The 25405-nt window shown below is 60.7% G+C and carries 20 protein-coding genes; 16 read left to right on the top strand and 4 right to left on the bottom strand.

Features of this window, described 5'->3' with window-relative positions:
* Window positions 1-2 precede the first annotated feature (2 nt).
* Together EDE09_RS26350 and EDE09_RS26345 are read right to left on the bottom strand one after the other, a co-directional pair.
* Window positions 3-722, bottom strand: coding sequence for a FadR/GntR family transcriptional regulator (locus EDE09_RS26350; protein ID WP_105374805.1), 720 nt, complete (start codon window positions 720-722; stop codon window positions 3-5).
* A complete protein-coding gene (locus tag EDE09_RS26345; protein ID WP_105374804.1) occupies window positions 722-1435 on the bottom strand; it encodes a ribonuclease activity regulator RraA in 714 nt (237 codons plus the stop codon). The genes EDE09_RS26350 and EDE09_RS26345 overlap by 1 nt, the downstream gene beginning before the upstream one ends.
* Window positions 1436-1629: 194 nt before the next feature.
* On the opposite strand from EDE09_RS26345, the gene EDE09_RS26340 reads away from it, so the two are divergent.
* The 7 genes from EDE09_RS26340 to EDE09_RS26310 all read left to right on the top strand — a co-directional run bounded on the left by EDE09_RS26340 (window position 1630) and on the right by EDE09_RS26310 (window position 10841).
* Window positions 1630-3579: an ABC transporter substrate-binding protein gene (locus tag EDE09_RS26340; protein WP_105374803.1), complete on the top strand. Its 1950-nt coding sequence runs from the start codon at window positions 1630-1632 to the stop codon at window positions 3577-3579.
* A gap of 122 nt (window positions 3580-3701) precedes the next feature.
* A complete protein-coding gene (locus EDE09_RS26335; protein ID WP_105374802.1) occupies window positions 3702-4688 on the top strand; it encodes an ABC transporter permease in 987 nt (328 codons plus the stop codon).
* A 12-nt stretch (window positions 4689-4700) separates the two neighbouring features.
* Window positions 4701-5822: an ABC transporter permease gene (locus EDE09_RS26330; protein ID WP_105374801.1), complete on the top strand. Its 1122-nt coding sequence runs from the start codon at window positions 4701-4703 to the stop codon at window positions 5820-5822.
* 7 nt (window positions 5823-5829) lie between these two features.
* The gene (locus tag EDE09_RS26325; protein WP_165924275.1) at window positions 5830-7572 is read left to right on the top strand and encodes an ABC transporter ATP-binding protein; all 1743 of its coding nucleotides are present in this window, start codon (window positions 5830-5832) and stop codon (window positions 7570-7572) included.
* Window positions 7569-8780: a mandelate racemase/muconate lactonizing enzyme family protein gene (locus tag EDE09_RS26320; RefSeq protein ID WP_105374800.1), complete on the top strand. Its 1212-nt coding sequence runs from the start codon at window positions 7569-7571 to the stop codon at window positions 8778-8780. The genes EDE09_RS26325 and EDE09_RS26320 overlap by 4 nt, the downstream gene beginning before the upstream one ends.
* A 14-nt stretch (window positions 8781-8794) precedes the next feature.
* Entirely contained in the window at window positions 8795-9982 is a 1188-nt protein-coding gene (locus tag EDE09_RS26315) for a galactarate dehydratase (RefSeq protein WP_105374799.1), read from the top strand.
* Window positions 9983-10043: 61 nt separating this feature from the next.
* Window positions 10044-10841, top strand: a complete 798-nt coding sequence (locus EDE09_RS26310) for an aldose 1-epimerase (RefSeq protein ID WP_165924274.1) — start codon at window positions 10044-10046, stop codon at window positions 10839-10841.
* Between the two features lie 23 nt (window positions 10842-10864).
* Here the strand turns inward: EDE09_RS26310 and ftsH are convergent, their stop codons facing one another.
* Entirely contained in the window at window positions 10865-12700 is a 1836-nt protein-coding gene (gene ftsH, locus EDE09_RS26305) for an ATP-dependent zinc metalloprotease FtsH (RefSeq protein ID WP_205839381.1), read from the bottom strand.
* Window positions 12701-12912: 212 nt separating this feature from the next.
* Here ftsH and EDE09_RS26300 point away from each other — a divergent pair, with 212 nt between their 5' ends.
* Window positions 12913-13974 (top strand): AI-2E family transporter, encoded by a 1062-nt coding sequence (locus tag EDE09_RS26300; RefSeq protein WP_132413380.1) that lies wholly within the window; start codon window positions 12913-12915, stop codon window positions 13972-13974.
* Window positions 13975-14202: 228 nt separating this feature from the next.
* A complete protein-coding gene (locus tag EDE09_RS26295) occupies window positions 14203-14628 on the top strand; it encodes a CBS domain-containing protein (protein WP_112803259.1) in 426 nt (141 codons plus the stop codon).
* A 99-nt stretch (window positions 14629-14727) separates the two neighbouring features.
* Here EDE09_RS26295 and EDE09_RS26290 read toward each other — a convergent pair whose 3' ends face one another.
* A complete protein-coding gene (locus tag EDE09_RS26290; RefSeq protein ID WP_132413378.1) occupies window positions 14728-16137 on the bottom strand; it encodes a helix-turn-helix transcriptional regulator in 1410 nt (469 codons plus the stop codon).
* 116 nt (window positions 16138-16253) lie between these two features.
* Here EDE09_RS26290 and EDE09_RS26285 point away from each other — a divergent pair, with 116 nt between their 5' ends.
* From EDE09_RS26285 to EDE09_RS26255, 7 genes are all read left to right on the top strand, one after another.
* Entirely contained in the window at window positions 16254-17786 is a 1533-nt protein-coding gene (locus EDE09_RS26285) for an acyl-CoA carboxylase subunit beta (protein WP_132413376.1), read from the top strand.
* 91 nt (window positions 17787-17877) lie between these two features.
* Window positions 17878-18783, top strand: coding sequence for a glutathione-dependent disulfide-bond oxidoreductase (gene yghU, locus EDE09_RS26280; RefSeq protein WP_132413374.1), 906 nt, complete (start codon window positions 17878-17880; stop codon window positions 18781-18783).
* A gap of 10 nt (window positions 18784-18793) precedes the next feature.
* Window positions 18794-19171 carry a hypothetical protein gene (locus EDE09_RS26275; protein WP_132413372.1) on the top strand — a complete coding sequence of 126 codons (378 nt, stop codon included), beginning with the start codon at window positions 18794-18796 and terminating at the stop codon, window positions 19169-19171.
* Window positions 19172-19191: 20 nt separating this feature from the next.
* Entirely contained in the window at window positions 19192-19602 is a 411-nt protein-coding gene (locus tag EDE09_RS26270; protein ID WP_245505248.1) for a hypothetical protein, read from the top strand.
* Between the two features lie 2 nt (window positions 19603-19604).
* On the top strand, window positions 19605-21608 hold the full coding sequence (locus EDE09_RS26265; RefSeq protein WP_132413370.1) for an acetyl/propionyl/methylcrotonyl-CoA carboxylase subunit alpha: 2004 nt from the start codon (window positions 19605-19607) through the stop codon (window positions 21606-21608).
* A 72-nt stretch (window positions 21609-21680) separates the two neighbouring features.
* Complete coding sequence (gene scpA / locus EDE09_RS26260; protein ID WP_132413367.1) at window positions 21681-23816, top strand: methylmalonyl-CoA mutase; 2136 nt, start codon at window positions 21681-21683, stop codon at window positions 23814-23816.
* Window positions 23817-23849: 33 nt separating this feature from the next.
* Complete coding sequence (locus tag EDE09_RS26255) at window positions 23850-25373, top strand: alkaline phosphatase D family protein (protein ID WP_132413365.1); 1524 nt, start codon at window positions 23850-23852, stop codon at window positions 25371-25373.
* The last annotated feature ends 32 nt before the right edge of the window (window positions 25374-25405 follow it).

The raw sequence follows: 25405 nt of genomic DNA, 5'->3' as shown, positions 1-25405 counted from the left end.
CTCTATCCTCCCACGCCCTGGAACATGCGGGCGCGTGCGTTCAGGATGTGCGTCTTCATCGCGTCGTGTGCTTCCACTTCGTTTCGGGCCAGGATGGCCTCCACGATTGCCGTATGCTCGTCCTGGACGTTGCGGACATGCAGTGGAGTTCGTTTCAGGCTGAGACTGCGCGTGACGGACATGCCGATGGCGAAATGCGGCTTGAACCATTCCCTCACGATGGTGTGGAACTGATTGCCGGTCGCCATCGCGATCGCGTCATGCAGCGCCTGGTCCTCTTCCGCTCCAAGCTCACCGACCTCGAGACAATGTTCGAGCGCCTTCAACGCTGCGGTGATGCGGATCTTGTCGTGAGGCTGCCAGTTGCGGGCCGCCAGTTCCGCGGCCTCCGCCTCCAGGCCGGCCCGGAACTCGAAGAACCGCTGCACATCCGCAAGTGATCCGACGGGAACCTGTTTGAGAACCGACGAGTCTGGTCTCTGGCGTACATAGGAGCCCGATCCCTTCCGCGAGACTATCAGCTGGTCCGCCCTTAGTCGCTCCAAAGCCTCGCGTACGACAGGTCTCGATGCACCGAGGAGGATGGCCAGATTTGGCTCCGATGGCAGCCGTTCGTTGACGGGAAAGCGGCCGTCGGCGATCATTCCCACGATCTTCTCGTAGATGATGTCGCTGAAACGAGGTTCAGCTTTCGCCGCCGCTATCACGTCTGGCTGCTCCATCAACGTCCCTTCTCACGTCTCCAATCGCGGAATTCGGCTTCGGCTTCGGGGCCGGGCGGATAGAGACCGAAAATGCCTCGTCCCGCCTTTACGCGGTCCTCCACAAAATCCTCGAAAACCGTCTGCTCGAAAGCCTCGTCGGCGATCTCTTGCGCCATGTCCGCCGGAATGACAACCACGCCCTCGTCGTCTCCGACGATGATATCTCCGGGATAGACGGGCACGTCGCCGCAGCCGATCGGCTGATTGATATCCAGTGCGTGGTGGCGGATGAGATTGGTGGGAGCAGAAGGTGCGGAATGATAGGCGGCAAACGGCAGTTTCGCGATGTCGGGTGTGTCGCGGAAGCCGCCGTCGGTCACGACGCCTGCGACGCCGCGCATGTGGAGCCGGGTCACCAAGATACCGCCGGCGGAAGCGGCTGACGGGTCCTTTCGGCTATCCATCACGAGAACATGGCCGGGCGGACATTCTTCTATCGCACGTCGCTGCGGATGGGCGCGGTCGGCAAAGACGCCGATAGTGTCGATATCCTCCCGAGCCGGAATGTACCGCAAGGTGAAAGCCGGCCCCACCAGCCGCGGAGCGTCCGGGTTGATCTTGTGAACGCCGCGAATGAATACGTTTCGAAGTCCGCGTTTCAACAGCACGGTCGTCAACGTGGCCGTCGAAACGGCCTTCAGCTTCTCGAGCGCTTCCTCGGTGAACGTCATTCCTGTCTTCCTATCGGACCTGGTCTTTTGCCGTACAGCTATGCAATCTGTAAAAATCTGTCAATACTTGTAATCATCTGAAAAGCGGCTTATGGTCCGAGGCGATCGGATGGAGGTCCGAGGCGTTGCGGCTGGGAGGCCGCTCGGGCGGGACGGCCCGAGGAGAAGCTCGGTATGGATTGGGAGGAGATCAGATGCACGACGACAATTTCATTTCTGCCGGTGTGACCCGCCGGACATTCCTGGCAGGCGTGGGTGGAGCTGTTGCTCTTTCCGTTGCCGGCACCGGCGCAAAGGCGGCAACCGGAAAAGAAGCGCCGCAACTGGCAGCGCTCGTAAAGGACGGCAAGCTGCCGCCGCTGGCCGAGCGCCTGCCGCAGAACCCGCTGGTGATAAAGCCGTTCGAGAAGATCGGCACCTACGGCGGCACGTTGCGGCGCGGTCTGCGCGGCTCATCCGACCACAATGGCATCCTGCGCATGGTCGGCAACCAGGGGCTCGTGCGCTGGAACATGGATTTCACCCAGGTCCTGCCCAATCTTGCCGAGAAATGGGAGGTCAGTGCTGACGCAACCCAGTTCACGTTCCATCTGCTGAAGGGTGCTAAGTGGTCCGATGGCCACCCCTTCACCGCCGATGATGTCGTCTTCGCCATTGAGGATGTGGTCAAAAACAAGGAGCTCTACAGCGCGACGCCGGCCCAGATTTCCGTTGCCGGCAAGCCGGTCACCGTCGAAAAGGTTGACGACTATACCGTCAAGTTCACTTTCGCCGCCGCGAACGCGCTCTATCTGGAAAACCTGGCTACCCCTCTTGGGCAGCATCCGACGCTCTTTGCCAAGCACTACTGCAGCAAGTTCCTGCCGAAATACAATCCGAACCTCGACGCCGACGTGAAGGCGGCGGGCGTATCGAGCTGGACGGAGCTTTTCCGCGCCAAATGCGGCGACATCGAAATTCCGTCGCGCTGGGGTAACGTCGACAAGCCGACGCTCGACCCCTGGATCGTCAAAGAAGCCTATTCCGGCGGCGCCACGCGGGTGCTCATGGTCCGCAATCCCTACTTCTGGCAGGTCGACACCGAGGGCAATCAGCTTCCTTATGTCGACGAGATCAACTTCGGCATTTCGCAGGACGTCGAGTCGCTGATGCTGAACGTCATCTCCGGCAAGATCGACATACAGGAGCGCCATATCAGCACGCTCGCCAACAAGCCTACTCTGTCGCAGAACATGCAGAAAGGCGACTACCGGCTACTGCAGCTCGTCCCGTCCGCGGCGCAGCAGTGCCAGCTCTACCTGAACATGACCCACAAGGACCCGGCGATGCGAAAGATGTTCGCTGACAAGTCCTTCCGTCAGGCTCTCTCGATCGGCATCAACCGGCAGGAGATCATCGACATCATCTATTTCGGCCAGAGCGAAGGTTATCAGACCGGCCCGCGCCCTGGGCATCCCTGGCATCACGAGAAGCTGGGGCGGCAGTTTACGGAATACGATCCCGACAAGGCCAATGCCATGCTGGACAAGGCTGGCTTCGACAAGAAGAACGGCAGCGGCATTCGGTTGCGCCCGGACGGTCAGCCTGTCTTCTTCGCGGTCGACGTTATTCCGACGCTCTACCCGGACCTGGTCGACGTGCTGGAGCTTGTGAAGGCCCATTGGGCGCAAATCGGCATTGACATGAAGGTCAATACCATCGAGCGGGCGCTCTACTACACCCGCGGCGACGACAATGCCCATGACGCGCAGGTCTGGCCAGGTCCCGGCGGCCTCGACCCGATGCTTGACCCGCGTGATTACTTTGCCTTCCATCCGCAGGGTTCGCGTTACGCAATTCCGTGGACGCTCTGGTATACGTCCAACGGCCAGAAGGGCGAGGAACCTCCGGAAAGCCAGAAGAAGCGCATGAAGCTTTTCGACGAGGCGCGGTCAACGGCCGATCTCGACAAGCGCGGCGCGATCATGAAGCAGATCTTCGACCTCGCGGCGGAAGATTTCGAGACCATCGGCGTCTGCCTTGCGGTCGGCGGCTTCGGCGTCATTCGCAACAACCTGCGCAATGTGCCGGAAAAGCAGCCCGATAGCTGGTCATGGCCAAATCCCGGTCCTGCCCTCCCGCAGCAGTTCACCTTCACGAGCTGATTTGCCTCGTCGGTGCCGCCGACTCGCTGCGGCGGCACTTTCTCCCAGTCCCGTTGCAAGACCTTGGGCGAGCCTTACGGTTCGCAGCGGCGCGTCATGCAACCCGAATTGCGAGCATTTCCATGCTGAAATTCATCGTCAAACGACTCTTCTGGATGATCCCATCACTGTTCGCGGTGAGTTTTCTCGCCTTCGTGCTGATCCAGCTCCCGCCGGGCGACTTCGTCACCACCTATATTGCCACCCTCGCGTCGTCCAACGAGGTGGTCGACCAGAACACCGCCGCACAGCTGCGTGAGCGTTTCGGCCTCGATCAGCCGATGCTGGTACAGTATCTCAAGTGGGTCTGGGGCATTGTCACGCATGGCGATTTCGGCATCTCGTTTGAATGGCAGCAGCCGGTCTCGGGACTGATCTGGGAGCGCATGGCGCTTACGCTCGTGCTTGCTCTCGCAAGCCTGATCGCCACCTGGGCTCTCGCCTTGCCGATCGGCGTCTATTCCGCCGTCAAAAAATATTCGATCGGTGACTATGCTTTCACGGCCTTCACCTTTTTCGGACTCTCCATCCCATCCTTCCTGCTGGCGCTGGTGTTGATGTATGTCGCCGCGGTCGAGTTCGGGCAGGATGTCGGGGGCCTTTTCTCCTCGCAATACGAGACTGCGCCATGGAGCATCGGCAAGATGTACGACCTGCTGACGCATTTGTGGCTGCCGGTGGCGATCCTGGCCGTGTCCTCGACCGCCAGCCTCATCCGCGTGATGCGCGCCAACATGCTGGATGAGCTGCCGAAGCCCTACGTGACAACCGCACGCGCGAAGGGCCTCTCGGAATTCCGGCTACTGGTGAAATATCCGCTCCGGATCGCGCTTAACCCGTTCATCTCGACCATTGCCTGGCTTCTGCCGAACCTCATTTCCGGCTCAGTGGTCGTGGCGATCGTGCTCAACCTGCCGACGGCGGCGCCGCTGCTGCTGCAGTCGCTGATGGCGCAGGACATGTATCTCGCCGGTGCCTTCGTGCTCCTGATCTGTGCGCTCACGCTGATTGGCTCCCTCATCAGCGACATCCTGCTGGCGCTGGTCGATCCGCGCATTCGGCTGGAATAGGAGGCTGCTGAAATGGTCGACGTCTCAATAGCCAACCTTCGTCCCGAGCGCGCCGCAGTCGCCTCGCAATGGCAGCTCATCTGGTGGGCGTTCAAGCGGCACAGGCTTGCGATGGCCGCTCTGTTCGTGACGCTGGCTTTATATATCGTGGCCCTTGTTCCCGGTTTCTTCGCCATAAACGATCCCACCGTCCAGAATGCGCGGGCGACATTTCATCCACCGCAGCGGATCCACCTTATCGACAATTCCAACGGCTTCGAATTCGGTCTGCATTATTTCCCGCTGAAGCTCACCCGTGATCCGGAAACGCTGGCCGCCATCTATGTGGAAGATACGGCAAAAAAGATACCGATCGCGTTCTTTGGTCGCGGTTACACCTATTCGGTCCTCGGCCTGTTTCAGACCGACATCCACCTCATCGCAAGTACCGATAAAGCGCGTCCGCTCTTCCTGTTCGGTGCCGACCGCCTCGGGCGCGATGTCTACAGTCGCGTGGTGCAGGGCGCGCAAGTATCCCTCTCCATCGGCCTCGTCGGCGTGTTCCTGTCCTTGGCTCTCGGCATCGTGCTCGGCGGCATTTCGGGTTATTACGGTGGCCGCATCGACTTCGTCATGCAGCGGGTGATCGACTTTGTTCTTTCGCTTCCGACAATCCCGATCTGGCTCGCCTTGGCTGCGGCGTTGCCGCAAGGCTGGCCGGCGACGCTGCAATACATGATGATCACCATCATATTGTCCTTCACCGGTTGGGCTCAGCTTGCCCGCGTGGTGCGAGGGCGGTTCCTGTCGCTCAGGACGGAGGAGTTTGTGGCGGCTGCGCGTCTGGATGGGGTGTCAGAGGGGAGGATCATCTTCCGTCACATGCTCCCGAGCTTTTCAAGCCACATCATCGCCTCCATGACGCTTGCCGTGCCGGCGATGATCCTTGCGGAAACCTCGCTGTCTTTCCTGGGTCTCGGCCTCCAGCCGCCGACGATCTCCTGGGGCGTGCTTCTGCGCGAGGCGCAGAACATTCGCTCGATCGCCACGGCGCCCTGGCTCTTCCTGCCGGGGCTTGCTGTCGTCATTGCCGTCATGGCGCTCAATCTTTTCGGCGACGGCCTTCGCGACGCTGCCGATCCCTATAACAAGTGAGGCGCCGATGACCGATATCCTGTCCATCGCACCCCGTCCTGCAATGACGACCAACAAGCCGCTGCTTGAGGTCCGCAATCTGGTAACGGAGTTCCCGCTCCGAACCGGCATCTTCCGTGCCGTCGACGACCTCTCATTTTCCATCGAGCAGGGCAAGACGCTCTGCGTCGTCGGCGAAAGCGGCTCGGGCAAGTCGGTAACGGCACGCTCGATCCTGCAGATCATCGATTCGCCCGGTCGTATCGCGTCGGGATCGATCCTGCTTCATCAGCCTGATGGTACCTCGCTCGATCTTGCCAAGCTCGATCCGCGCGGCCGGGCGATCCGCTCTGTCCGCGGGCGTGACATCGCCATGATCTTTCAGGAGCCGATGTCCTCTCTTTCGCCGGTGCACACAGTGGGGGACCAGATCACCGAGGCTCTGCGTCTGCACCTCAAGATGAGCAAGGCCGAGGCAAGGACGGAAGCGATCTCGCTACTGCGCCAGGTGGAAATTCCCAATCCCGAAAAAGCGATAGACCGCTATGCATTCCAATATTCAGGCGGCATGCGGCAACGCGCGATGATCGCCATGGCGCTGGCCTGCAAACCGCAGCTGCTCATTGCCGACGAACCGACCACCGCGCTTGACGTGACCACCCAGGCGGAAATCCTCGACCTAATTTCGCGGCTCCAGAAGGCCCATGGCATGGCCGTGCTGTTCATCACCCACGACATGGGGGTCGTTGCCCAGATTGCCGACGATGTCCTCGTCATGCACCACGGCGTCGCGAAGGAATACGGGCCGGTCGAACAGATATTCCATTCCCCCCAGGATCCATACACGCGCATGCTGATCGGCTCGGTCCTGAAGCTGGAGCAGAAGGCGGAAATCCGGCTCGCGCGGCCGCCGCTCGATAAGACCGCTGCCCCGCTTCTCGAGATTCGCAACCTCTCCATGCATTTCGGAGAGATGAAGGCGCTGGACGACGTTTCGATTTCCCTTCTTCCGGGGGAAACGCTCGGCATCGTCGGGGAAAGCGGCTCGGGAAAGACCACCATGGGGCGGTCGATCATGCGGCTCTACGATCCCACCGCCGGCGAAATGCACTACCGCCGCGCCGATGGCACCGTCATGGACCTCGCCAAAATCGGTGGCGGCGAGCTGAAGGCGGCAAGGCGTGAGCTGCGCATGGTCTTTCAGGATCCGTTCGGATCGCTCAATCCGCGCATGACCGTCTCCCAGGTTATCGGCGAACCACTGCTCGTCAATGGTATAGCGAGAGGCAAGGCTCTGGACGAGCGGGTCTGCCACCTGATGGAGCAGGTCGGCCTCGATCCGAGCACACGCGAGCGTTACCCGCACGCCTTTTCCGGCGGCCAGCGCCAGCGTATCGGCATTGCCCGTGCGATCACGCTCAACCCACGCATCATCGTGGCCGACGAGGCGACCTCGGCGCTCGACGTTTCCGTGCGCTTCCAGGTCCTCGATCTCCTGATGCGGCTGCAGGATGAACTAGGCCTCGCCTATATCTTCATCAGCCACGACATCGGTGTCATCCGCTATATGTGCGATCGGGTCGGCGTGATGTATCGCGGCAAGCTCGTCGAGGTGGGCGAGGCGGACAAGGTCTGCAATGCCCCTGATCATCCCTATACGCAGGCGCTCATCTCGGCCATTCCACGGCCTGACCCGCGTGACCGCGACCACTCCAGGCGCTTCCGCTACACCGAGCCAAGTGCTGCAAAAAACGGTAGTTCTGCGCGATGAAGATCACCGGAATCCGAACCTTTCTGATGCAGACAGGTGCGCCGGATATCGGCAAGCGGCAGACGGCGCCGCCCTCCAGGGCGGAGCAGCCCTTTGCCGGAACCCGCAACTGGCTGTTCCTGAAGATCGAAACGGATGAGGGCATTACCGGCATCGGAGAATGCTCCGGCTGGCCGCGTGTGGTCGAGACCGCGATCAAGGACCTGACGCCGCTTTTGATCGGCGAGGATCCGGTTCATACCGAGAAGATCTGGCAGAAGATGGCGGTCGCCATGATGGGCCATGGCATGCTCGGCACTGTCGGCGGCGGCGCCATGACGGGTATCGACATGGCGTTGTGGGACATCAAGGGTAAGGCTCTGGGCGTTCCTGTCTGGATGTTGCTCGGTGGGAAAGTTCGCGACCGTATACCGATCTATTCGCATGCCAATACGGCCGAGCTTGCGCTCAAGCTCAAGGACCGGGGTATCAAGACGATCAAATGCGGCGGGGTGACCGACCCGTTGCGCAAGGTCGCCACGCTGCGCGAAGCCGTCGGCGACGAAATGGATATCGCGATCGACTTGCATGGTCCGCCCTGGATGACGCCGGCCGATGCCTGCCGCTTGGTTCGGGCGTTGGAGCCCTATGAGCTTTTCTGGGTCGAGGATCCGATCGCGCCTGAAAACCTCGAAGGCTATCGCCGCATCCGCGATGCCGCCCATGTTCCGCTTGCTGCTGGCGAGCGCATGGCCACGATTTTCGGCGAGCGGCAGCTGATCGAGGAGGAGCTGGTGGACATCATCCAGCCCGATACCGGGCGGGCAGGCGGCATAACCCAGATGAAGAAGATCGCCGCGATGGCGGAGGCCCATCATATTCAGATGGCGCCGCATTCCGGCTCGCTTGGGCCTGTTGCGGAATATGCCGCATTGCACCTCTTGGCTTCGATCCCGAACGCACTGATGCTTGAACGCCTTGATGACGATTGGGAAGGGCGCAAGCACACGATCGTCCCGCACCCCGTGCAAGAGGGTGGGTCGATCGCGGTGCCGGATGCACCGGGGCTCGGATGCGACATAGATGAAGAATTTGTCGCGCGCTTCCCCAGCGAAGGCAATGTGGCAATCCCGGTGACGGAAAGCTCCGGATCCTACAATCCGGGCACCTATGGCGAACATCTATACGTACAGGCACGCCTTTCCCGCCGCTCCTATTTCAATCGGTAAGGAACATTAAGACAATGAAAATTGACCGCATGCGGGTTTTCATGACTCGCGACAAGGATCGCCCGCGCGTTATCGTGGGCCTCGATACCGACGATGGCCTGACCGGCTGGGGCGAATGTTACAATCATGGCCCCGACAAGGCGCTGCCGCCGCTGCTGGACTATCTCTACGGTTTCATCGCCGGACAGGATCCAACCCGGGTGGATTTCCTCGTTAACCTGATGATCCAGCAAAGCCGCTTCCCGCCCGGTGCAATGGGCCTGGCGGCGATTTCCGGGTTAGATCATTGCCTCTGGGATCTCGCCGCCAAGGCTGCCGGCGTGCCGGTCTACAAGCTGCTTGGCGGCGAGGTGCGTGATCGGATCAAGGTTTATGCAGGGGTCTATACCGCGCCAGATGCGCCGGCTGCGCGCGACGAGCTCGACCGCCTGAACGCGGGATGGGGCTTCACCGCCTTCAAACTCAGCCCGTGGCGGATCGACATGCACTCCAATCGCTGGGGCAATGTCGTCAAAGCGTCCGCGGACTATTTCCGCCAGCTCCGCGAAACCATTCGTGATGACTACGAGATAGCCTTCGACGCGCATGCGAAGATCTACGAGCCGGCCGCTGCCCGCCAGCTTGGCAATGCGCTCGCTCCCTACGATCCCCTTTTCTTCGAAGAACCGCTCCGCCCGGAAAACATGGAAGCCTGGGGAGATCTGAAGCAGGGTCTGAACTGCACTCTCGCGACCGGCGAGTCGCTCTACAGCCGCTACGAATTCCTGCGGCTCCTGCAGGTTAAGGGCGCCGATCTGATCCAGCCGGATATCTGCGTGGTCGGCGGTCTGTCTGAGATGCGGCGGATCGCGACGCTGGCGGAAGCCTTCTACGTGGGCGTGGCTCCGCACAATCCGATGGGCCCGCTCGCCACTGCCGTCAATGTGCATTTCTCCGCTGCGCAGCAGAACTTCAAGATTCTCGAATACCGATTGCCCACGGGTCAGGCTTACGTCTATGGTGGGACCGAGGTCGAGAAACGTGAAGATACGACGCGCTACGTGGTCGACCCTTACCTGCCGAAGGACGGTTATCTCGAGCTGAGACCGGACCGTGCGGGTTGGGGGGTCGAGATGGATGAAAAGGCCATGCAGGAGGACGGTTACGTCCATTGGCAGCGGCGTGTGCCGAAGCGGCCGGACGGGTCCTATGCCTTCGCCTGATTGGCTCAAAATCCGAGGTGGACCGATCGAGGCCCGCTTCCTGCCGGAAAATGGAGGGCGGATGACGCATCTCGTCCATGACCGGCTCGGCAGTATCCTGGTCCCGACGGCGAGTGCGGAGTTCGATCCGCTGAACTGGCCGAAGGCCGGCGCATACCCGCTCTTCCCCTATCACAATCGGCTGATCGGCGCAGCTTTCGAACATGAAGGAAAGCGCTACCGGGTTCCGCCGCATCCGTTGCTGGTTCCGGATGCCCAGCACGGTCCCGCCCACCGCCGGCCATGGCATGTCGTATCCCACCAAAGTGACGGGATCGAACTCGCCCTCGATTATACTGCCGACGCCGACTGGCCTTTCGATTTCCGTGCCGTGCAACGCTTTACCCTTGCGGCGGATCGCCTGGACATTGAGTTATCTCTCACGAACACGGGGCAAACTTCGATGCCGGGCGGCTTCGGTTGGCATCCTTATTTCGCAGCCGGTTTCAAGCAGGCGGCGTCATCCGATGCCAAAAAAATCTGGCCCTTAAGCGCGGCGGGCATTCCCGGCGGCGCACCGCCGATCCTACGAGAGGACAAGCATTTCCCGGAGGAAGGCTTCACTATATTCCTTTCGGAATGGCACCATGCCACCGCCGCCTTGAACGATGGAGCGCGCGTCAGACTGGCCGCAGACCCGGCTCTGCCGCATCTCGTGGTGCATCGTATGCCTGCTTACCTCTGCATGGAGCCGGTGTCGCATGTCGCGGGTGTGTTCGGTTTCCCGCCCGAATTGCGAACCGCCGCTGGCCTTCTTGTCCTGCAGTCGGGTGAGGGGCGGTCGGCTCGTCTGTCCATCGAGATCACGGCCGCCGGCTGATCCGTTTTGGCCGGATCGGGGCATCAGACTGTGACAGAGCTGTCTGCCGGCGCTTTGAGCAGCGGCACCAGATCCTCCTCGCCGAGCGTTTCCTTTTCGAGCAGGAGTCGCGCCGAGGTTTCGAGCGTATTTCTGCGCTCCTTAAGAAGAGCCACCGCCCGATCGAATGTTGCGTCTACGATCCGGCGTACTTCATCGTCCACCGCTGCGGCCGTCTCGTCGGAATATTCGTGCTCCTGCGGCCCATAATAGGGTTGGTCTGTCGCGAGAAAGGAGCGGCGATCCTTTTCCAGTGCCACATGCCCGAGCTTTTCCGTCATGCCGTAACGGGTCACCATGGCGCGGGCAATGTCGGTGACCTTTACCAGATCGTCGGCAGCGCCCGTCGAGAGATGGCCGTAGACGAGCCATTCCGCGGCACGACCGCCGAGCAGCACCGCCATCTTGTTTTCGAGCTCATCCCTGGTCATCAGGAAACGGTCCTCGGTGGGGCGCTGAATCGTATAGCCGAGTGCGCCGACGCCGCGTGGGATGATGGAGACCTTGTGGACCGGGTCGACCCCCGGCAGCGCCATAGCCACCAGCGCATGGCCCATCTCGTGGTAGGCGACGATCTCGCGCTCTTTGGGATTGAGCAGCCGGTTGCGCTTCTCAAGCCCCGCCACGATGCGCTCGATTGCATTGTTGAAGTCCTCCATGGCGACCGCATCCGCCTTGCGGCGGGTGGCGAGCAGCGTCGCTTCGTTCACCAGATTGGCGAGGTCGGCGCCGGTAAAGCCGGGCGTAAGGGCTGCGATCTGTTCGACGTTTACCTCCGGTGCCAGTTTGGCCCTCTTCAGATGGACGTTGAGGATCTGGATGCGGCCCCCTTTGTCGGGGCGGTCGACCAACACCTGGCGGTCGAAGCGCCCTGCTCGGAGAAGAGCAGGGTCGAGAATTTCGGGACGATTGGTTGCTGCAAGCAGCACCAGGCCGGTCGAGGAGTCGAAACCGTCAAGCTCCACCAGAAGCTGGTTGAGCGTCTGCTCCTTCTCGTCATGGCCGCCCGCCATCGGGCCGATGCCGCGGGCACGACCCAGCGCATCGAGTTCGTCAATGAAGATGATAGCCGGCGCCTTGGCGCGCGCCTGATCGAAAAGGTCGCGGACACGTGCGGCACCGACGCCCACGAACATTTCCACAAATTCAGAACCGGAGATTGAGAAGAAGGGAGCGCCCGCTTCGCCCGCCACCGCCCTCGCGAGCAGTGTCTTGCCCGTCCCGGGTGGGCCGACCAGCAGCACGCCTTTCGGCATCCGCCCACCGAGTCGCCCGTAGGCGACCGGATCCTTCAGGAAGTCGACGATTTCCTTCAATTCATCCTTGGCTTCGTCGACGCCGGCCACGTCCTTGAAGGTCACCCCGGTGTCCGACTGCACGTAAACCTTGGCCTTGCTCTTGCCGATCTGCATCAGCCCTCCGCCCAGGCCGCCGCCTGCCCGCTTCAACATGAACATCCAGACGCCGAAAAAGAGCGCAACCGGGATGATCCATGACAACAGGTCGCGCAGGAAGGTGCTCTGGATTTGGCCGGTTACCACCACGCCATGCTGCTGGAGCTGCCGGGCGAGGTCCGGTTGAACGCGTGTGGTGATGAAATAGGGACGTTCGTTCTGCGGCTCCTTGTAGCGCCCCTGGATATATTGGTCCGATACCGCGACTTCGGCGATCTTGCCATCCTGCAAATCCGTCTCGAACTGGCTGTAGGGTATCTGGGCGACCTGGGTTGCCGTCGTGAAGAAGTATTGAAACACCATGAGTCCAAAGAAGGCGGCAACCCAGTACCAGACGTTGAACTGCGTCTTCTTGTTGATCGGCATGCGGCTCTCCCGGTGCGAAGGTATGGCTCTTGCGGTTGCGCTGACACGAATAATCTATGTCGCGGGCGCGGCTTTATCCATAAGGGCGTCAAGCATGCCTGTTCTTGGCATCGACAGCGCAGCAAGGTGGCAGGAATTCCAGATCGGCCGCATCTGCGCAAAAATATCTGTGCTACGATCCGGCAACGACCGTCCGAAACGAAAGAGATTGCATGCCTGTCCAGCGTATCAGTTTCTATGTGCTCCTCGTGCTTGTGAGCCTGGCTTTCGTCGCCGTCGTACTGCCTTTCTATTCCGCGATATTCTGGGCTGTGGTCCTGGCGATCATATTTTTCCCGCTGCATGTGAAACTGGAAGCGGGATTGGGAGGGCGCCATCCAAATATTGCAGCGGGGCTGTCCGTCCTGGTCTGCGTTTGCCTCGTCATCATACCCGGCCTGATCATTCTCAGTTCCCTTATCCAGCAAGGCAACAATCTCTACCAGCGGATCGACAACGGCGAGATTGATGTCCGGCGGCTTCTCCAGCAACTTCAGGACGCTCTGCCCATCTTCCTGCAGGATCGAATCCGGACGTTGGAGCTCACGGGTTTCGCCGAGTTGCGGGACCGTGTGTCCGGCGCGCTCATGCAGGGTGGCAGCTTTTTTGCCGGTCGTGCCTTGAGCCTCGGGCAGAACACGCTGCAATTCTTCGTGGCTTTCGGCGTTATGCTCTATCTGCTGTTCTTTTTGTTCCGGGATGGCCGTTCGCTAGCCAGCGCTGTCCGGACGGCGCTGCCTTTGAGTGAGGCCCATACGCGGCGGTTCAGCGCCAAATTCACCTCGGTCATCCGGGCAACGGTTCGGGGCAATGTCATCATCGCAGTTATCCAGGGCGCAATCGGCGGTGTCGCCTTCTGGGCGTTGGGGGTAGAGCCCGCGCTGCTTTGGGGCGTGGTGATGAGCTTCCTGTCCCTACTCCCCGCCGTCGGCGCCGCGCTGGTCTGGATACCGACGGCGATCTACCTCGCTCTTGCGGGATTTTGGCTTAAAGCTCTCATTCTCGTCGCGATCGGCGTGCTGGTCATCGGTTTGGTCGACAATTTCCTGCGCCCACCCTTGGTGGGGAAGGAAACCAAGCTGCCGGACTATGTCGTGCTGATTTCAACCATCGGCGGCATTTCGCTGATCGGGATCAACGGTTTCGTGATCGGACCTTTGATTGCGGCTCTCTTCATCGCAGCCTGGGGCATCCTTATGGAGGAGCAGCGCAAATCGGCCGCCGAGGACAGCTGACCGAAAATACAGCCGGCTCGTCGGGGAACAGTATGGGAGGCCCCGAGTTCGGGTATGAGGGATTTCTTTGAGCGTCTCGGTTTTGGCCCCGCTGCCACCCTGCAGCCTTAAATACCTACATCGGAGGCGCCAAATTCCTTTGGAGTGAGGTGAGCAGCTACGGCCTTAGCGGAGGCCATCTAAGGGCACATTCGATCGCTGATCTCACCAGAAGCAGGAGAAAGAACGATGAAAGTTTCAGATATCATGTCTCGCGATGTCAAAATCGCCAGCCCGCAGCAGACGCTCGCGGACGTGGCCAAGCGCATGGCCGACGACGAGATCGGCTTCATGCCGGTCGGTGAGGACGACCGCCTGGTCGGCACGATCACCGATCGCGATCTGGTGGTGCGCGGCCTCGCCGATGGGCTCGGCGGTGATGCCAAGGTTCGCGAAGTGATGACGCGAGACGTCAAATATTGCTTCGAGGATGAAGACATCGACGACGTCGCCAGAAATATGGGTCGAGTGCAGGTGCGCCGTCTCCCGGTCGTCAACCGCGACAAGCGCCTCACCGGCGTCGTCTCGCTCGGGGATGCTGCTCTGGTTGAAGCGGCCGCCGCCGGCGCCGGCCTGAAAAAGGTTGCGCGGCCTGGCGGGCAGCATGCCCAATGACCTGAATCGGATACCCGAAGCGGCGCCCGGCCGGCGCTTTGGCTTTTGATGAAAATGAGCTTGCTCCCACGGGTGGCTCGTAATGCCTAACCCTGGTCGCTACCAGAGTTTGTAAGGTGTGGTCTCGCGTATGTTGTGGTCCACGGAGATCTTGCGGCGGAAGGGTGGGACCGCTCGGCTCGTACAGTTCGGCCGCTCGCAGATGCGGCAGGATATGCCGATGGAATCGAAGCCTGCACGATCGGTCAGGTTCAGGCCGTCCGCATAGACGAAGGCTTCCGCGTAGGAAATCTCGCAGCCAAGCGCCAGAGCAAAAATCGGCTGGTGCGTTCTAAAGCCGCCGATGCCTTTGCTCACCTGTGTGGCCAGACATAAATAGCGCACCCCGTCCGGCGTCTCGGCAAGCTGGCGGATGATGCGTCCCGGCGCTTCGAACGCCTGATGGGCGTTCCAGAGCGGACAGGCCGCGCCGAAGCGTGCGAATTGCAGCTTGGTGGCGCTATGCCGCTTGGTGATGTTGCCGGCCCGGTCGATGCGGGCAAAAAAGATAGGCACGCCCTTGAGGCCGGGCCGCTGGAGGGTGGAAAGCCGGTGACACACCTGTTCGAGCGATGCGCCGAAACGCGCCGCCAGAAGCTCGATGTCGTGCCGGAGCTCCCGCGCCGCCTTCAGGAAGGCCTGATAGGGCATCAAAAGCGCGCCTGCGAAATAATTGTGAAGGCCAATGCGACAGATATCCACCGCTTGCTCGGTCCGGAAACCGGCATTGCGGGCGATCGTGTCGGCGAGCGCGCCGGCATGAAGCTGGGCAATTTCCACCGCCGCCTGAAAGACGCGCGTCTGGGCAGGCGCATAGGGATTCAAGGTCAGCACACAGGAACTCGGTTCGTATTGTCGGATGGTGTCGGAGGCCAGTGGCCCAAGCACCACACGCACGCCGAACTGCTTTTCCAGGTAATTCGTCAAAATTGGATAGCTGTCTGCAGACGGCAGGCCGAGGTCCAGTGCCAGCTTCTCGGCGGCCGTGTCGAGGTCGTGAAGGTAATTGTCGACGAAATGGAAGAAATCCCGCACTTCGTCATAGGGTGTGGTTTCCGCGGCCGCGGCCCTTCCCAGCCTGTCGTCCATACTGGCCAGTTGCTCGCCGCTGCGGCGATACGCCTGATGGCAGGTGATCAATGCATGTGCCAGCCCCGGCGCATTCTGGGTCACCAGCTTCAGTTCCTGAACGCTCGGTGCATAAGCCTGGAATAGGGGGTCGGACAACGCCTCGGCGAGCGCCGAGAGGAGCCGGTCCGTCTCGCCGGTCGACAGTTCGGCGATGTCGAGCTGGAACTTGTCTGCGAGCGCCAAAAGCACGGCGGCCGAAACCGGCCGCTGGTTGTTCTCGATCTGGTTAAGATAGCTGGTGGAGATGCCGATGCGCTCGGCGAACTGACTCTGCGTGGCATTGCTCGCCGCCCGCAGTTCCCTTACCTTCCGGCCTATGAAGAGCTTTCCGATTGCCATGTTCGCAGATTCGCAATTTTAGTTATGCGATTTTATAATTTCACAACGACACGCGTTCAATGGTTTTCTGAAGCACGTAGACGGAATAGGAAAAGTTAAAGCATCCGGGAGTGATCATGCGCGCGGTATTGGGTGAGGTTGAGAGGCGTCGGGCGGAAGCAAGGCTCGGTGGGGGTGAAAGGCGTATCGAGGCACAGCATGCCAAAGGCAAGCTGACGGCGCGCGAGCGCATCGAGGTGCTGCTCGACGAGGGCTCCTTCGAGGAGTTCGACATGTATGTCACCCACCGGGCTGTGGATTTCGGCATGGCCGAACAGAAGGTCGCGGGCGACGGCGTCGTCACGGGCTGGGGCACGATCAACGGCCGCCAGGTCTATGTCTTTAGTCAGGACTTTACGGTCCTTGGCGGTTCGCTTTCGGAAACCCATGCACAAAAAATCTGCAAGATCATGGATATGGCGGTACGTGTCGGCGCTCCGGTGATTGGACTGAATGATTCCGGCGGTGCCCGCATTCAGGAAGGCGTATCTTCGCTTGCCGGTTACGCGGAGGTCTTTCGCCGCAATGCCGAGGTCTCCGGCGTCATTCCGCAGATTTCGGTCATCATGGGCCCCTGCGCCGGCGGGGCGGTCTATTCGCCGGCCATGACCGACTTCATTTTCATGGTGCGCGACAGCTCCTACATGTTCGTCACAGGGCCGGACGTGGTGAAGACGGTCACCAACGAAATCGTCACGGCTGAAGAGCTCGGAGGCGCCGGCACCCATACGAAAAAATCGTCGGTCGCCGATGCAGCCTTCGAAAACGACATCGAAGCCTTGGAAGCTGTCCGGCAGCTCTTCGATTTCTTGCCGCTCAACAATCGCGAAAAACCGCCGGTCCGTCCCTTCCACGATGATCCGGCCCGCCTCGAAAACCGGCTGGATAGCCTCATTCCGGATAGCGCCGCCAAGCCCTACGACATGAAGGAGCTGATCCTGGCGGTCGCCGACGAGGGCGATTTCTTCGAGATCCAGGAGGCCTTTGCCCGGAACATCATCACCGGCTTCGTCCGAATCGAGGGCCAGACGGTTGGCGTCGTCGCCAACCAGCCGATGGTGCTCGCAGGCTGCCTGGATATCGACAGTTCGCGCAAGGCCGCACGTTTCGTGCGCTTCTGCGATGCTTTCTCGATCCCGATCCTGACGCTCGTCGACGTGCCGGGTTTCCTGCCCGGCGTGGCGCAGGAGTATGGCGGCGTCATTAAGCACGGCGCCAAGCTGCTGTTTGCCTATTCGGAGGCGACCGTGCCGATGGTGACGCTGATCACCCGTAAGGCCTATGGCGGCGCCTACGACGTGATGGCGTCCAAACATATCGGGGCCGATATCAACTATGCCTGGCCGACTGCCGAAATCGCGGTGATGGGAGCCAAGGGCGCGACCGAAATCCTCTACCGTTCCGAACTTGGCGACCCCGAGAAGATTGCGGCACGCACGAAGGAATACGAGGAGCGTTTCGCCAACCCGTTCGTCGCGGCCGAGCGCGGCTTCATCGATGAGGTGATCATGCCGCATTCGTCTCGTCGCCGCATCGCCCGCGCCTTTGCCTCGTTGCGCAACAAGCAGGTGACGACGCACTGGAAAAAGCACGACACAATCCCGCTCTGACGGGGGGCGGAAAAGCATTGAGGCAGTGCCTATATTGACCGCGTAGCGCTCGCCAGATGCGAGACCCGTTAGAGAACAAGGATCAATTTTCATGTCCGAAAAATCCCCCGCCGACAATTTTCCCGCCGGCTACGAGCCTTCGAAAGTATGGACTTGGGAAAAGGGCAATGGCGGCCAGTTCGCCAATATCAACCGTCCGATTGCCGGCCCGACCCACGAAAAGGTCCTGCCGGTCGGAAAGCACCCGCTGCAGCTTTATTCGCTCGGCACCCCGAACGGCGTGAAGGTCACCATTATGCTGGAGGAGTTGCTGGCCGCCGGTCACAAGGGCGCCGAATATGATGCCTGGCTCATCCGGATCGGTGAGGGCGACCAGTTCGGTTCCGGCTTTGTCGAGGTCAATCCCAATTCAAAAATCCCGGCTCTCATGGATCATGCGCCGAAGGGCGGCGGCGAACCTCTTCGAGTTTTCGAATCTGCTTCCATCCTCGTTTATCTGGCGGAAAAATTCGGCGCCTTCCTGCCGACCGACCCGCGGACGCGCACCGAGACATTCAACTGGCTGTTCTGGCAGATGGGCTCAGCGCCCTTTTTGGGCGGCGGGTTCGGCCATTTCTATGCCTATGCCCCGATGAAGATCAAATATGCGATCGACCGATATGCCATGGAGGTCAAGCGTCAGATGGATGTGCTGAACAGGCATTTGGCGAACAACGAATTCATGGCGGGCAGCGAATACACGATCGCCGACATGGCAATCTGGCCCTGGTATGGGCGGCTCGCCCTGAAGGACGCTTATAACGATGCGGGCGATTTTCTGTCCGTGGATGAATACGAGCATGTGCAGCGCTGGACAAAACAGATAGATCGGCGCTCCGCAGTCCGCCGAGGCCGTATGGTCAACCGGACATCGGGTGATCCGTCCGAACAGCTGCATGAACGCCACGATGCCTCCGACTTCGACACGAAGACGCAGGACAAGATCGCGATAGCCTGAGGAGAGCGGAATGGCCAGCCTGCCCGACATGACGAAACACCGGGGTTTCCCGTCCGGCATGCCGGGCACCGGCATCCAGTTCACCATCCGCCGCGCCAATCCAAAAGGGGTGACGCCGATCAAGGCCTTGCCCCGCCGCGGCCGTCCCGGCACGGCGGAGCATCGGGTCGACGCGGCCTTCCTGCATGCGCTCTGGCATCATTTCGGTCCGGAACCCTTCGAGCGCGGCAATCTCGACGCCGCTCGCCTCAACCTTCTCTTTGGCCGGGAAGTGGTGCCGGCGGAGAAGGATTTTGATCCCCTCTCCTATGAAGCTCTTCTCCAGATCAACGAGAAGGTTGCGCGCCAGAGTTTTCCCGAGTCCTTTGAAGACGTTTTCGAAGTGTGATGTCGGTGGGGAGGAGGGCAATGTCTCAACGTGATCTGCATATGGCGAGGCTGCCGGATCCCATTCGGTGGCTGAGGCGGTGGGCCGAGGGCGAGCGCTCCCGGGCCGCATCCCTCCACAACAGCCGCAAGCCAAGAATGACCCCGGAGGAAGCAAGGAGGGATCATTGGCAGATGCTGCGGTATCTCGGGCTTCACGCACTGGCCGGGATAGGTATCGGCGCAGCCGTCGGCACTGCCCTGATTCTCCTGGATATCGGCGGGCTTGGAAAGCTGCTGTCGCGGGCGCCCAATCCCATCCCTCCATTTCTTCTGGTGATTGTGCCGTTCGCCTCGCTCTTTGGCGGCGCCGCGGCTGCCTCAGCGATCTTCACCCTCCCCTATGACACCAAGTATCGCGACGAAGACGATAATCGCGAAGGCGAGTCCTGATCATGTTCAATAAAATCCTCATCGCCAATCGCGGCGAGATCGCCTGCCGGGTCATCAAGACGGCAAAGAAAATGGGCATCAAGACGGTCGCCGTCTATTCCGATGCCGATCGCGATGCCCTGCATGTGCGGATGGCCGACGAGGCGGTGCATATCGGTCCGGCGCCTTCGTCGCAGTCCTATATCGTCATCGACAACATCCTCCCCGCAATCAGGCAGACCGGTGCCGATGCCGTGCATCCGGGCTATGGGTTCCTCTCGGAAAATCCGGCGTTCGCGGAAGCTTTGGAAAAGGCTGGCATCGTCTTTATCGGTCCGCCCGTTGGGGCGATTCAAGCGATGGGCGACAAGATAACATCCAAAAAGCTGGCAGCCGAAGCCGGCGTCTCGACGGTACCTGGTCATATGGGCCTGATCGAAGACGCCGACGAGGCGGTGAGGATTGCTTCATCCATCGGTTATCCCGTGATGATCAAGGCGTCGGCGGGCGGTGGCGGCAAGGGCATGCGCATCGCCTGGAACGACATGGAGGCTCGCGAAGGCTTTCAGTCCTCGAAAAACGAGGCAAAAAGCTCCTTCGGCGACGACCGCATCTTCATCGAGAAATTTGTCACCGAGCCTCGTCATATCGAAATCCAGGTGCTTGGCGACAAACACGGCAATGTTCTCTACCTCGGCGAGCGCGAATGCTCGATCCAGCGACGCAACCAGAAAGTCATCGAGGAGGCGCCGTCGCCATTCCTCGACGAGGAGACGCGGCGGGCGATGGGCGAGCAGGCCGTCGCGCTTTCGAAGGCGGTCGGTTATTTTTCCGCCGGCACGGTCGAGTTCATTGTCGACGCCAGCCGCAATTTCTATTTCCTCGAGATGAACACCCGATTGCAGGTGGAGCATCCAGTCACAGAATTGATCACCGGCATCGATCTTGTCGAGCAGATGATCCGCGTCGCCGCCGGTGAAAAGCTCTCGTTCAACCAGGATGATGTCAAGCTCAACGGCTGGGCGATCGAAAGCCGGCTATATGCCGAGGACCCTTATCGCAGCTTCCTGCCCTCAATCGGGCGGCTGAGCCGTTACCGCCCGCCTCGCGAAGGCAGACATGACAACGGCACCGTGGTCCGCAATGACACCGGCGTGTACGAGGGTGGCGAAATTTCCATGTATTACGACCCGATGATCGCCAAGCTCTGCACTTGGGCACCGGACCGGTTGACGGCCATAAACGCCATGGGTGCCGCGCTCGATGATTTCGAGGTGGAGGGTATAGGCCATAACCTGCCCTTCCTCTCGGCGGTTATGGGTCAGGAACGCTTTCGCTCCGGTCGGTTGACGACCGCCTATATAGCCGAAGAGTTCCCTGAAGGGTTTTCCGGGGTGTTGCCGAATCAAGCGGCGGCGCGCAAGCTTGTCGCCATTGCCGTCCTCGCCAATCAGGCTCTTCAGGAGCGCGCCGTACAGGTTTCCGGCACAATCGGCAACCATCGCCGTGTCGTAGGCAAGGAATGGGTGGCGACGCTGGCCGGTTTCGAAGACGCCGTCACCCTCCAAACCACGCTCGACGGCACATCCGTCGTCTTCACCGATGGGACGCGAATGTCGGTCGCGAGCGGCTGGCTGCCGGGACAGAGCCACGCTGTTTTCCATATCGACGGTGAGGGAATGGGCGTAAAGGTCAATCTTGTCGGATCGGCAATCCGGTTGCGCTGGCGTGGTATGGATGTGACGGCGCGGGTTCGATCGCCGCGCGTAGCCGAGCTTGCCCGCCTGATGCCGAAGAAAGCTCCGCCGGACACTTCGAAAATGCTGCTTTGCCCCATGCCCGGCGTGATCACCTTGGTGGCGGTGAAGGCAGGGGATCACATCGAGGCGGGTCAGACGCTCGCCACAGTCGAGGCGATGAAGATGGAGAACGTCCTGAAGGCTGAGCGAAAGGGTGTCGTGAAACGAGTAGCTGCGGCTCCGGGGCAGAGCCTGGCGGTCGATGAGCTGATCCTGGAATTCGAGTAGCTCTTTCAGTTGAGGGCGCCTGACATATATCCGACGCAGGCGCGAGCGCTTTGCGGTAATGAGGTTTGAACGATGTCCGAAAAGACCGTGAAAGATTGGGAAGCTCTGGCGGAAAAAGAGCTGAAGGCGCCGCCGGAAACGCTCCTCTGGCACACCCCGGAGGGCATCGATGTCAAGCCGCTATACACGGACGAAGATCTTCAGGGCGTCAATCATCTCGGTTCGCTGCCGGGTTTCAAGCCTTTCGTACGTGGGCCACGTGCCACCATGTATGCCGGAAGGCCGTGGACCATCCGCCAATATGCCGGTTTCTCGACGGCCGAAGCCTCCAACGCCTTCTATCGCCGCAATCTGGCTGCCGGTCAGAAGGGTCTTTCGGTCGCTTTCGATCTTGCCACCCATCGCGGCTACGACTCCGACCATCCCCGCGTGGAGGGCGACGTCGGCAAGGCGGGGGTGGCGATCGATAGCGTAGAGGACATGAAGATCCTCTTCGACGGAATTCCGTTGAAGGAAATGTCCGTCTCCATGACCATGAACGGCGCCGTAATCCCCATCCTTGCCTCCTTCATCGTCGCCGGCGAGGAGCAGGGCTGTTCGCGGGCCGAGCTTTCCGGCACCATCCAGAACGACATCCTGAAGGAGTTCATGGTCCGCAATACCTACATCTACCCGCCTGAGCCCTCCATGCGGATCGTCGCCGACATTATCGAGTATACCGCGAAGGAAATGCCGCGCTTCAATTCAATTTCCATATCCGGCTATCATATGCAGGAGGCGGGCGCGACGCTGGTGCAGGAACTGGCCTTCACGCTCGCCGACGGCCGCGAATATGTTCGCGCTGCGCTTGCAAAGGGCCTGAACGTCGACGAGTTTGCCGGCCGTCTTTCCTTCTTCTTCGCAATCGGCATGAACTTCTTCATGGAGGCGGCAAAGCTGCGTGCCGCGCGCCTGCTCTGGTCCAGCATCATGGAAGAATTCAAGCCCCAGAAGGCATCGTCGCTGATGCTGCGCACCCACTGCCAGACATCAGGCGTCTCGCTGCAGGAGCAGGATCCATATAACAACGTTATCCGCACCGCCTACGAGGCTCTCTCGGCCGTTCTCGGCGGCACGCAGTCGCTGCACACCAATGCCCTGGACGAAGCCATGGCGCTTCCGACGGATTTTTCCGCCCGCATCGCCCGCAATACGCAGCTTATTTTGCAGCACGAGACCGGCGTCACCAAGGTCGTCGATCCGTTGGCAGGCTCCTATTATGTCGAAAGCCTCACCAATGAATTGGCGGAAAAGGCCTGGGCGCTGATTGAGGAGGTGGAGGCCATGGGGGGTATGACGAAAGCTGTCGCCGAAGGTTTGCCGAAGCGGCTGATAGAGGAGGCCGCCACCCGGCGCCAGGCTGCAGTGGACCGTGGCGAGGAGATCATCGTCGGCGTCAACAAGTATCGGCTGGAGAACGAGGACGAGCTGGATATCCTGGCGATCGACAACACCGCAGTCCGGAAGGCTCAGATCAAGCGGCTGGAGGAGGTACGCCGCCAGCGTGATCCGGCGCAAGTCGAGAAGACACTGAATGCCCTCTCCGATGTCGCCCGTTCCGGTCAGGGCAACCTACTCGCCGCTGCGGTCGAGGCGGCGCGGGCCCGTGCCACGGTGGGAGAAATCTCCGATGCGATGCGCAAGGCCTTCGGTGACCATTCCGCCGTGCCGGAAGTGGTCGGCGATATCTATGGCCCCGCCTACGAGGACGATCCGGAATATAAGACCCTTACCGCGCGCCTTGCCGATTACGCCAAAAGATCCGGCACCCCGAAGATCATGGTCGCCAAGCTTGGCCAGGATGGCCATGACCGCGGCGCCAAGGTAATCGCTTCCGCCTTCGGGGACATAGGCTTCGACGTGCTCGCCGGCCCGCTGTTCCAGACGCCCGAAGAGGCTGCCGAGCTTGCGATCAAGGAAAAGGTGCAAGTGGTCGGTATGTCTTCGCTTGCCGCCGGCCACAGGACGCTGGCGCCGCAGCTCGTGAAGGCGCTGAAACAGAACGGTGCCAAAAACATCATCGTTGTCGTCGGAGGTGTGGTCCCCCGACAGGACTACGACTATCTGATGGAACATGGCGTCTCGGCGGTATTCGGTCCCGGCACCAATGTTCTCGATGCTGCGAACTCCATCCTCGACCTGCTCGAAGGCAAGCGACGCAATATCTAGGCAAGGATCGCCGGGCGCTGGAAGGACTAATCTATGCCACGCATTGATCGGCGAAGCCTCCTGGCATGCGGACTTGCGGCTGCGGCCATCTGGCGACCGCTCGGGCAGGCACGTGCGGCAAGTTTTAAGGCTGATCCGTTTTCTCTGGGCGTCGCCTCCGGCTCGCCGCGGGCGAACAGTGTCGTCATCTGGACGCGACTGATTCTGGAAGATACGTCTGCGATCACTTCCGCCGATCCTTTTGCCCCTGCTCCGAAGCGGGTGGCGGAACCTATGGACATTGAGTGGATGGTCGCCGAGGACGAGACGTTCTCGAAAACGGTACAGTCCGGTCTTTTCCGCGCCGTACCGGAATTCGCGCATTCGGTGCATGTGGAAGTAAAGGGCCTGAAGCCCGGCCGCTGGTATTTCTACCGCTTCCGCTCCGGCAATGCGACAAGTCCGGTCGGCCGCACCCGAACTGCGCCAGAAAGCGGAGACGCTTTCCGTTTCGCTTTCGCTTCCTGCCAGCAATATGAGCAGGGTTTCTACAGCGCCTACGGTGAGATGGCCAGGAGCGACCTCGATCTCGTCGTGCACCTCGGCGACTACATCTACGAACGCAGCTACGGTGCCGAGCTTGTCCGCCGGCATGGAACCGGCGTGCCTTCGCTTCTCTACGAATTCCGTGATCGCTACGCGTTATACAAGTCGGACCCGCAATTGCAGGTGGCGCATGCCGCTTTCCCTTGGCTCACCATCTGGGACGATCACGAGGTCACCAACAATTATGCGAGCGATCGCGCGCCGGATGCTCCGAACCGGGCGGAGTTCCTCGACCGCCGCCGTGCTGCTTATCAGGCCTGGTTCGAACACATGCCGGTCCCGCCGGCCCTGGCTGCCGGCTTCGACGCGCTGCGCATTTATGATCACTATCGCTTTGGCAATCTGCTTGGCGTGAGCCTGCTCGATACGCGGCAATACCGCTCGCCGCAGCTTCAAGGCACCGCCGGGAACGATCAGGCGGAGCGGACCATGCTGGGGTCGGTCCAGGAACAATGGCTGGCAAGAACGCTCGGCATGTCGCAGGCGAAATGGAATATCATCGCTCAGCAGACGCTGGTTTCGGAACGCGACACCAAGGTGGGGCCTGAGACGGGTTATAATCTTGACGGCTGGGACGGCTACCGCGCCGCGCGTGGCAGATTACTGAGCGCCGTACAGTCTTCGGCTGCCTCGAACCCGATTGTCATCGGCGGTGATCTGCATGCCTTCTATGCCGCCGATGTGAAGCGGGATTTCATGGATGAAAAGGCGCGTCCGATCGCCAGCGAATTCGTCTGCGGCTCGATCACCTCGGATGCTCCGTCGGAGGCGAGCCTGGCGACGGCTCTCGCCGAGAACCCGCATCTCAAGTTTGCCTCCGGCAAGCATGGTTATGCGATCATGCGTCTCAGCGAGCGGTCTGCGGAGGTGGATTTCATCGGCATTGCCGACCGCAAGCAGCGGAATTCACCTGCCGCTGTTTTCCAACGCTTCGCCGTCGTTGACGGTGCTGCCGGCGTCAATCGGCTTTGACTCCTCTTTTAACTGATCTCATGCAGACAGCT

Origin of the sequence: Neorhizobium sp. S3-V5DH (assembly GCF_004343065.1) — a bacterium.
In the GTDB taxonomy this organism is placed as follows: domain Bacteria; phylum Pseudomonadota; class Alphaproteobacteria; order Rhizobiales; family Rhizobiaceae; genus Neorhizobium; species Neorhizobium huautlense.
This window is presented reverse-complemented; position numbering and strand designations above follow the sequence as displayed.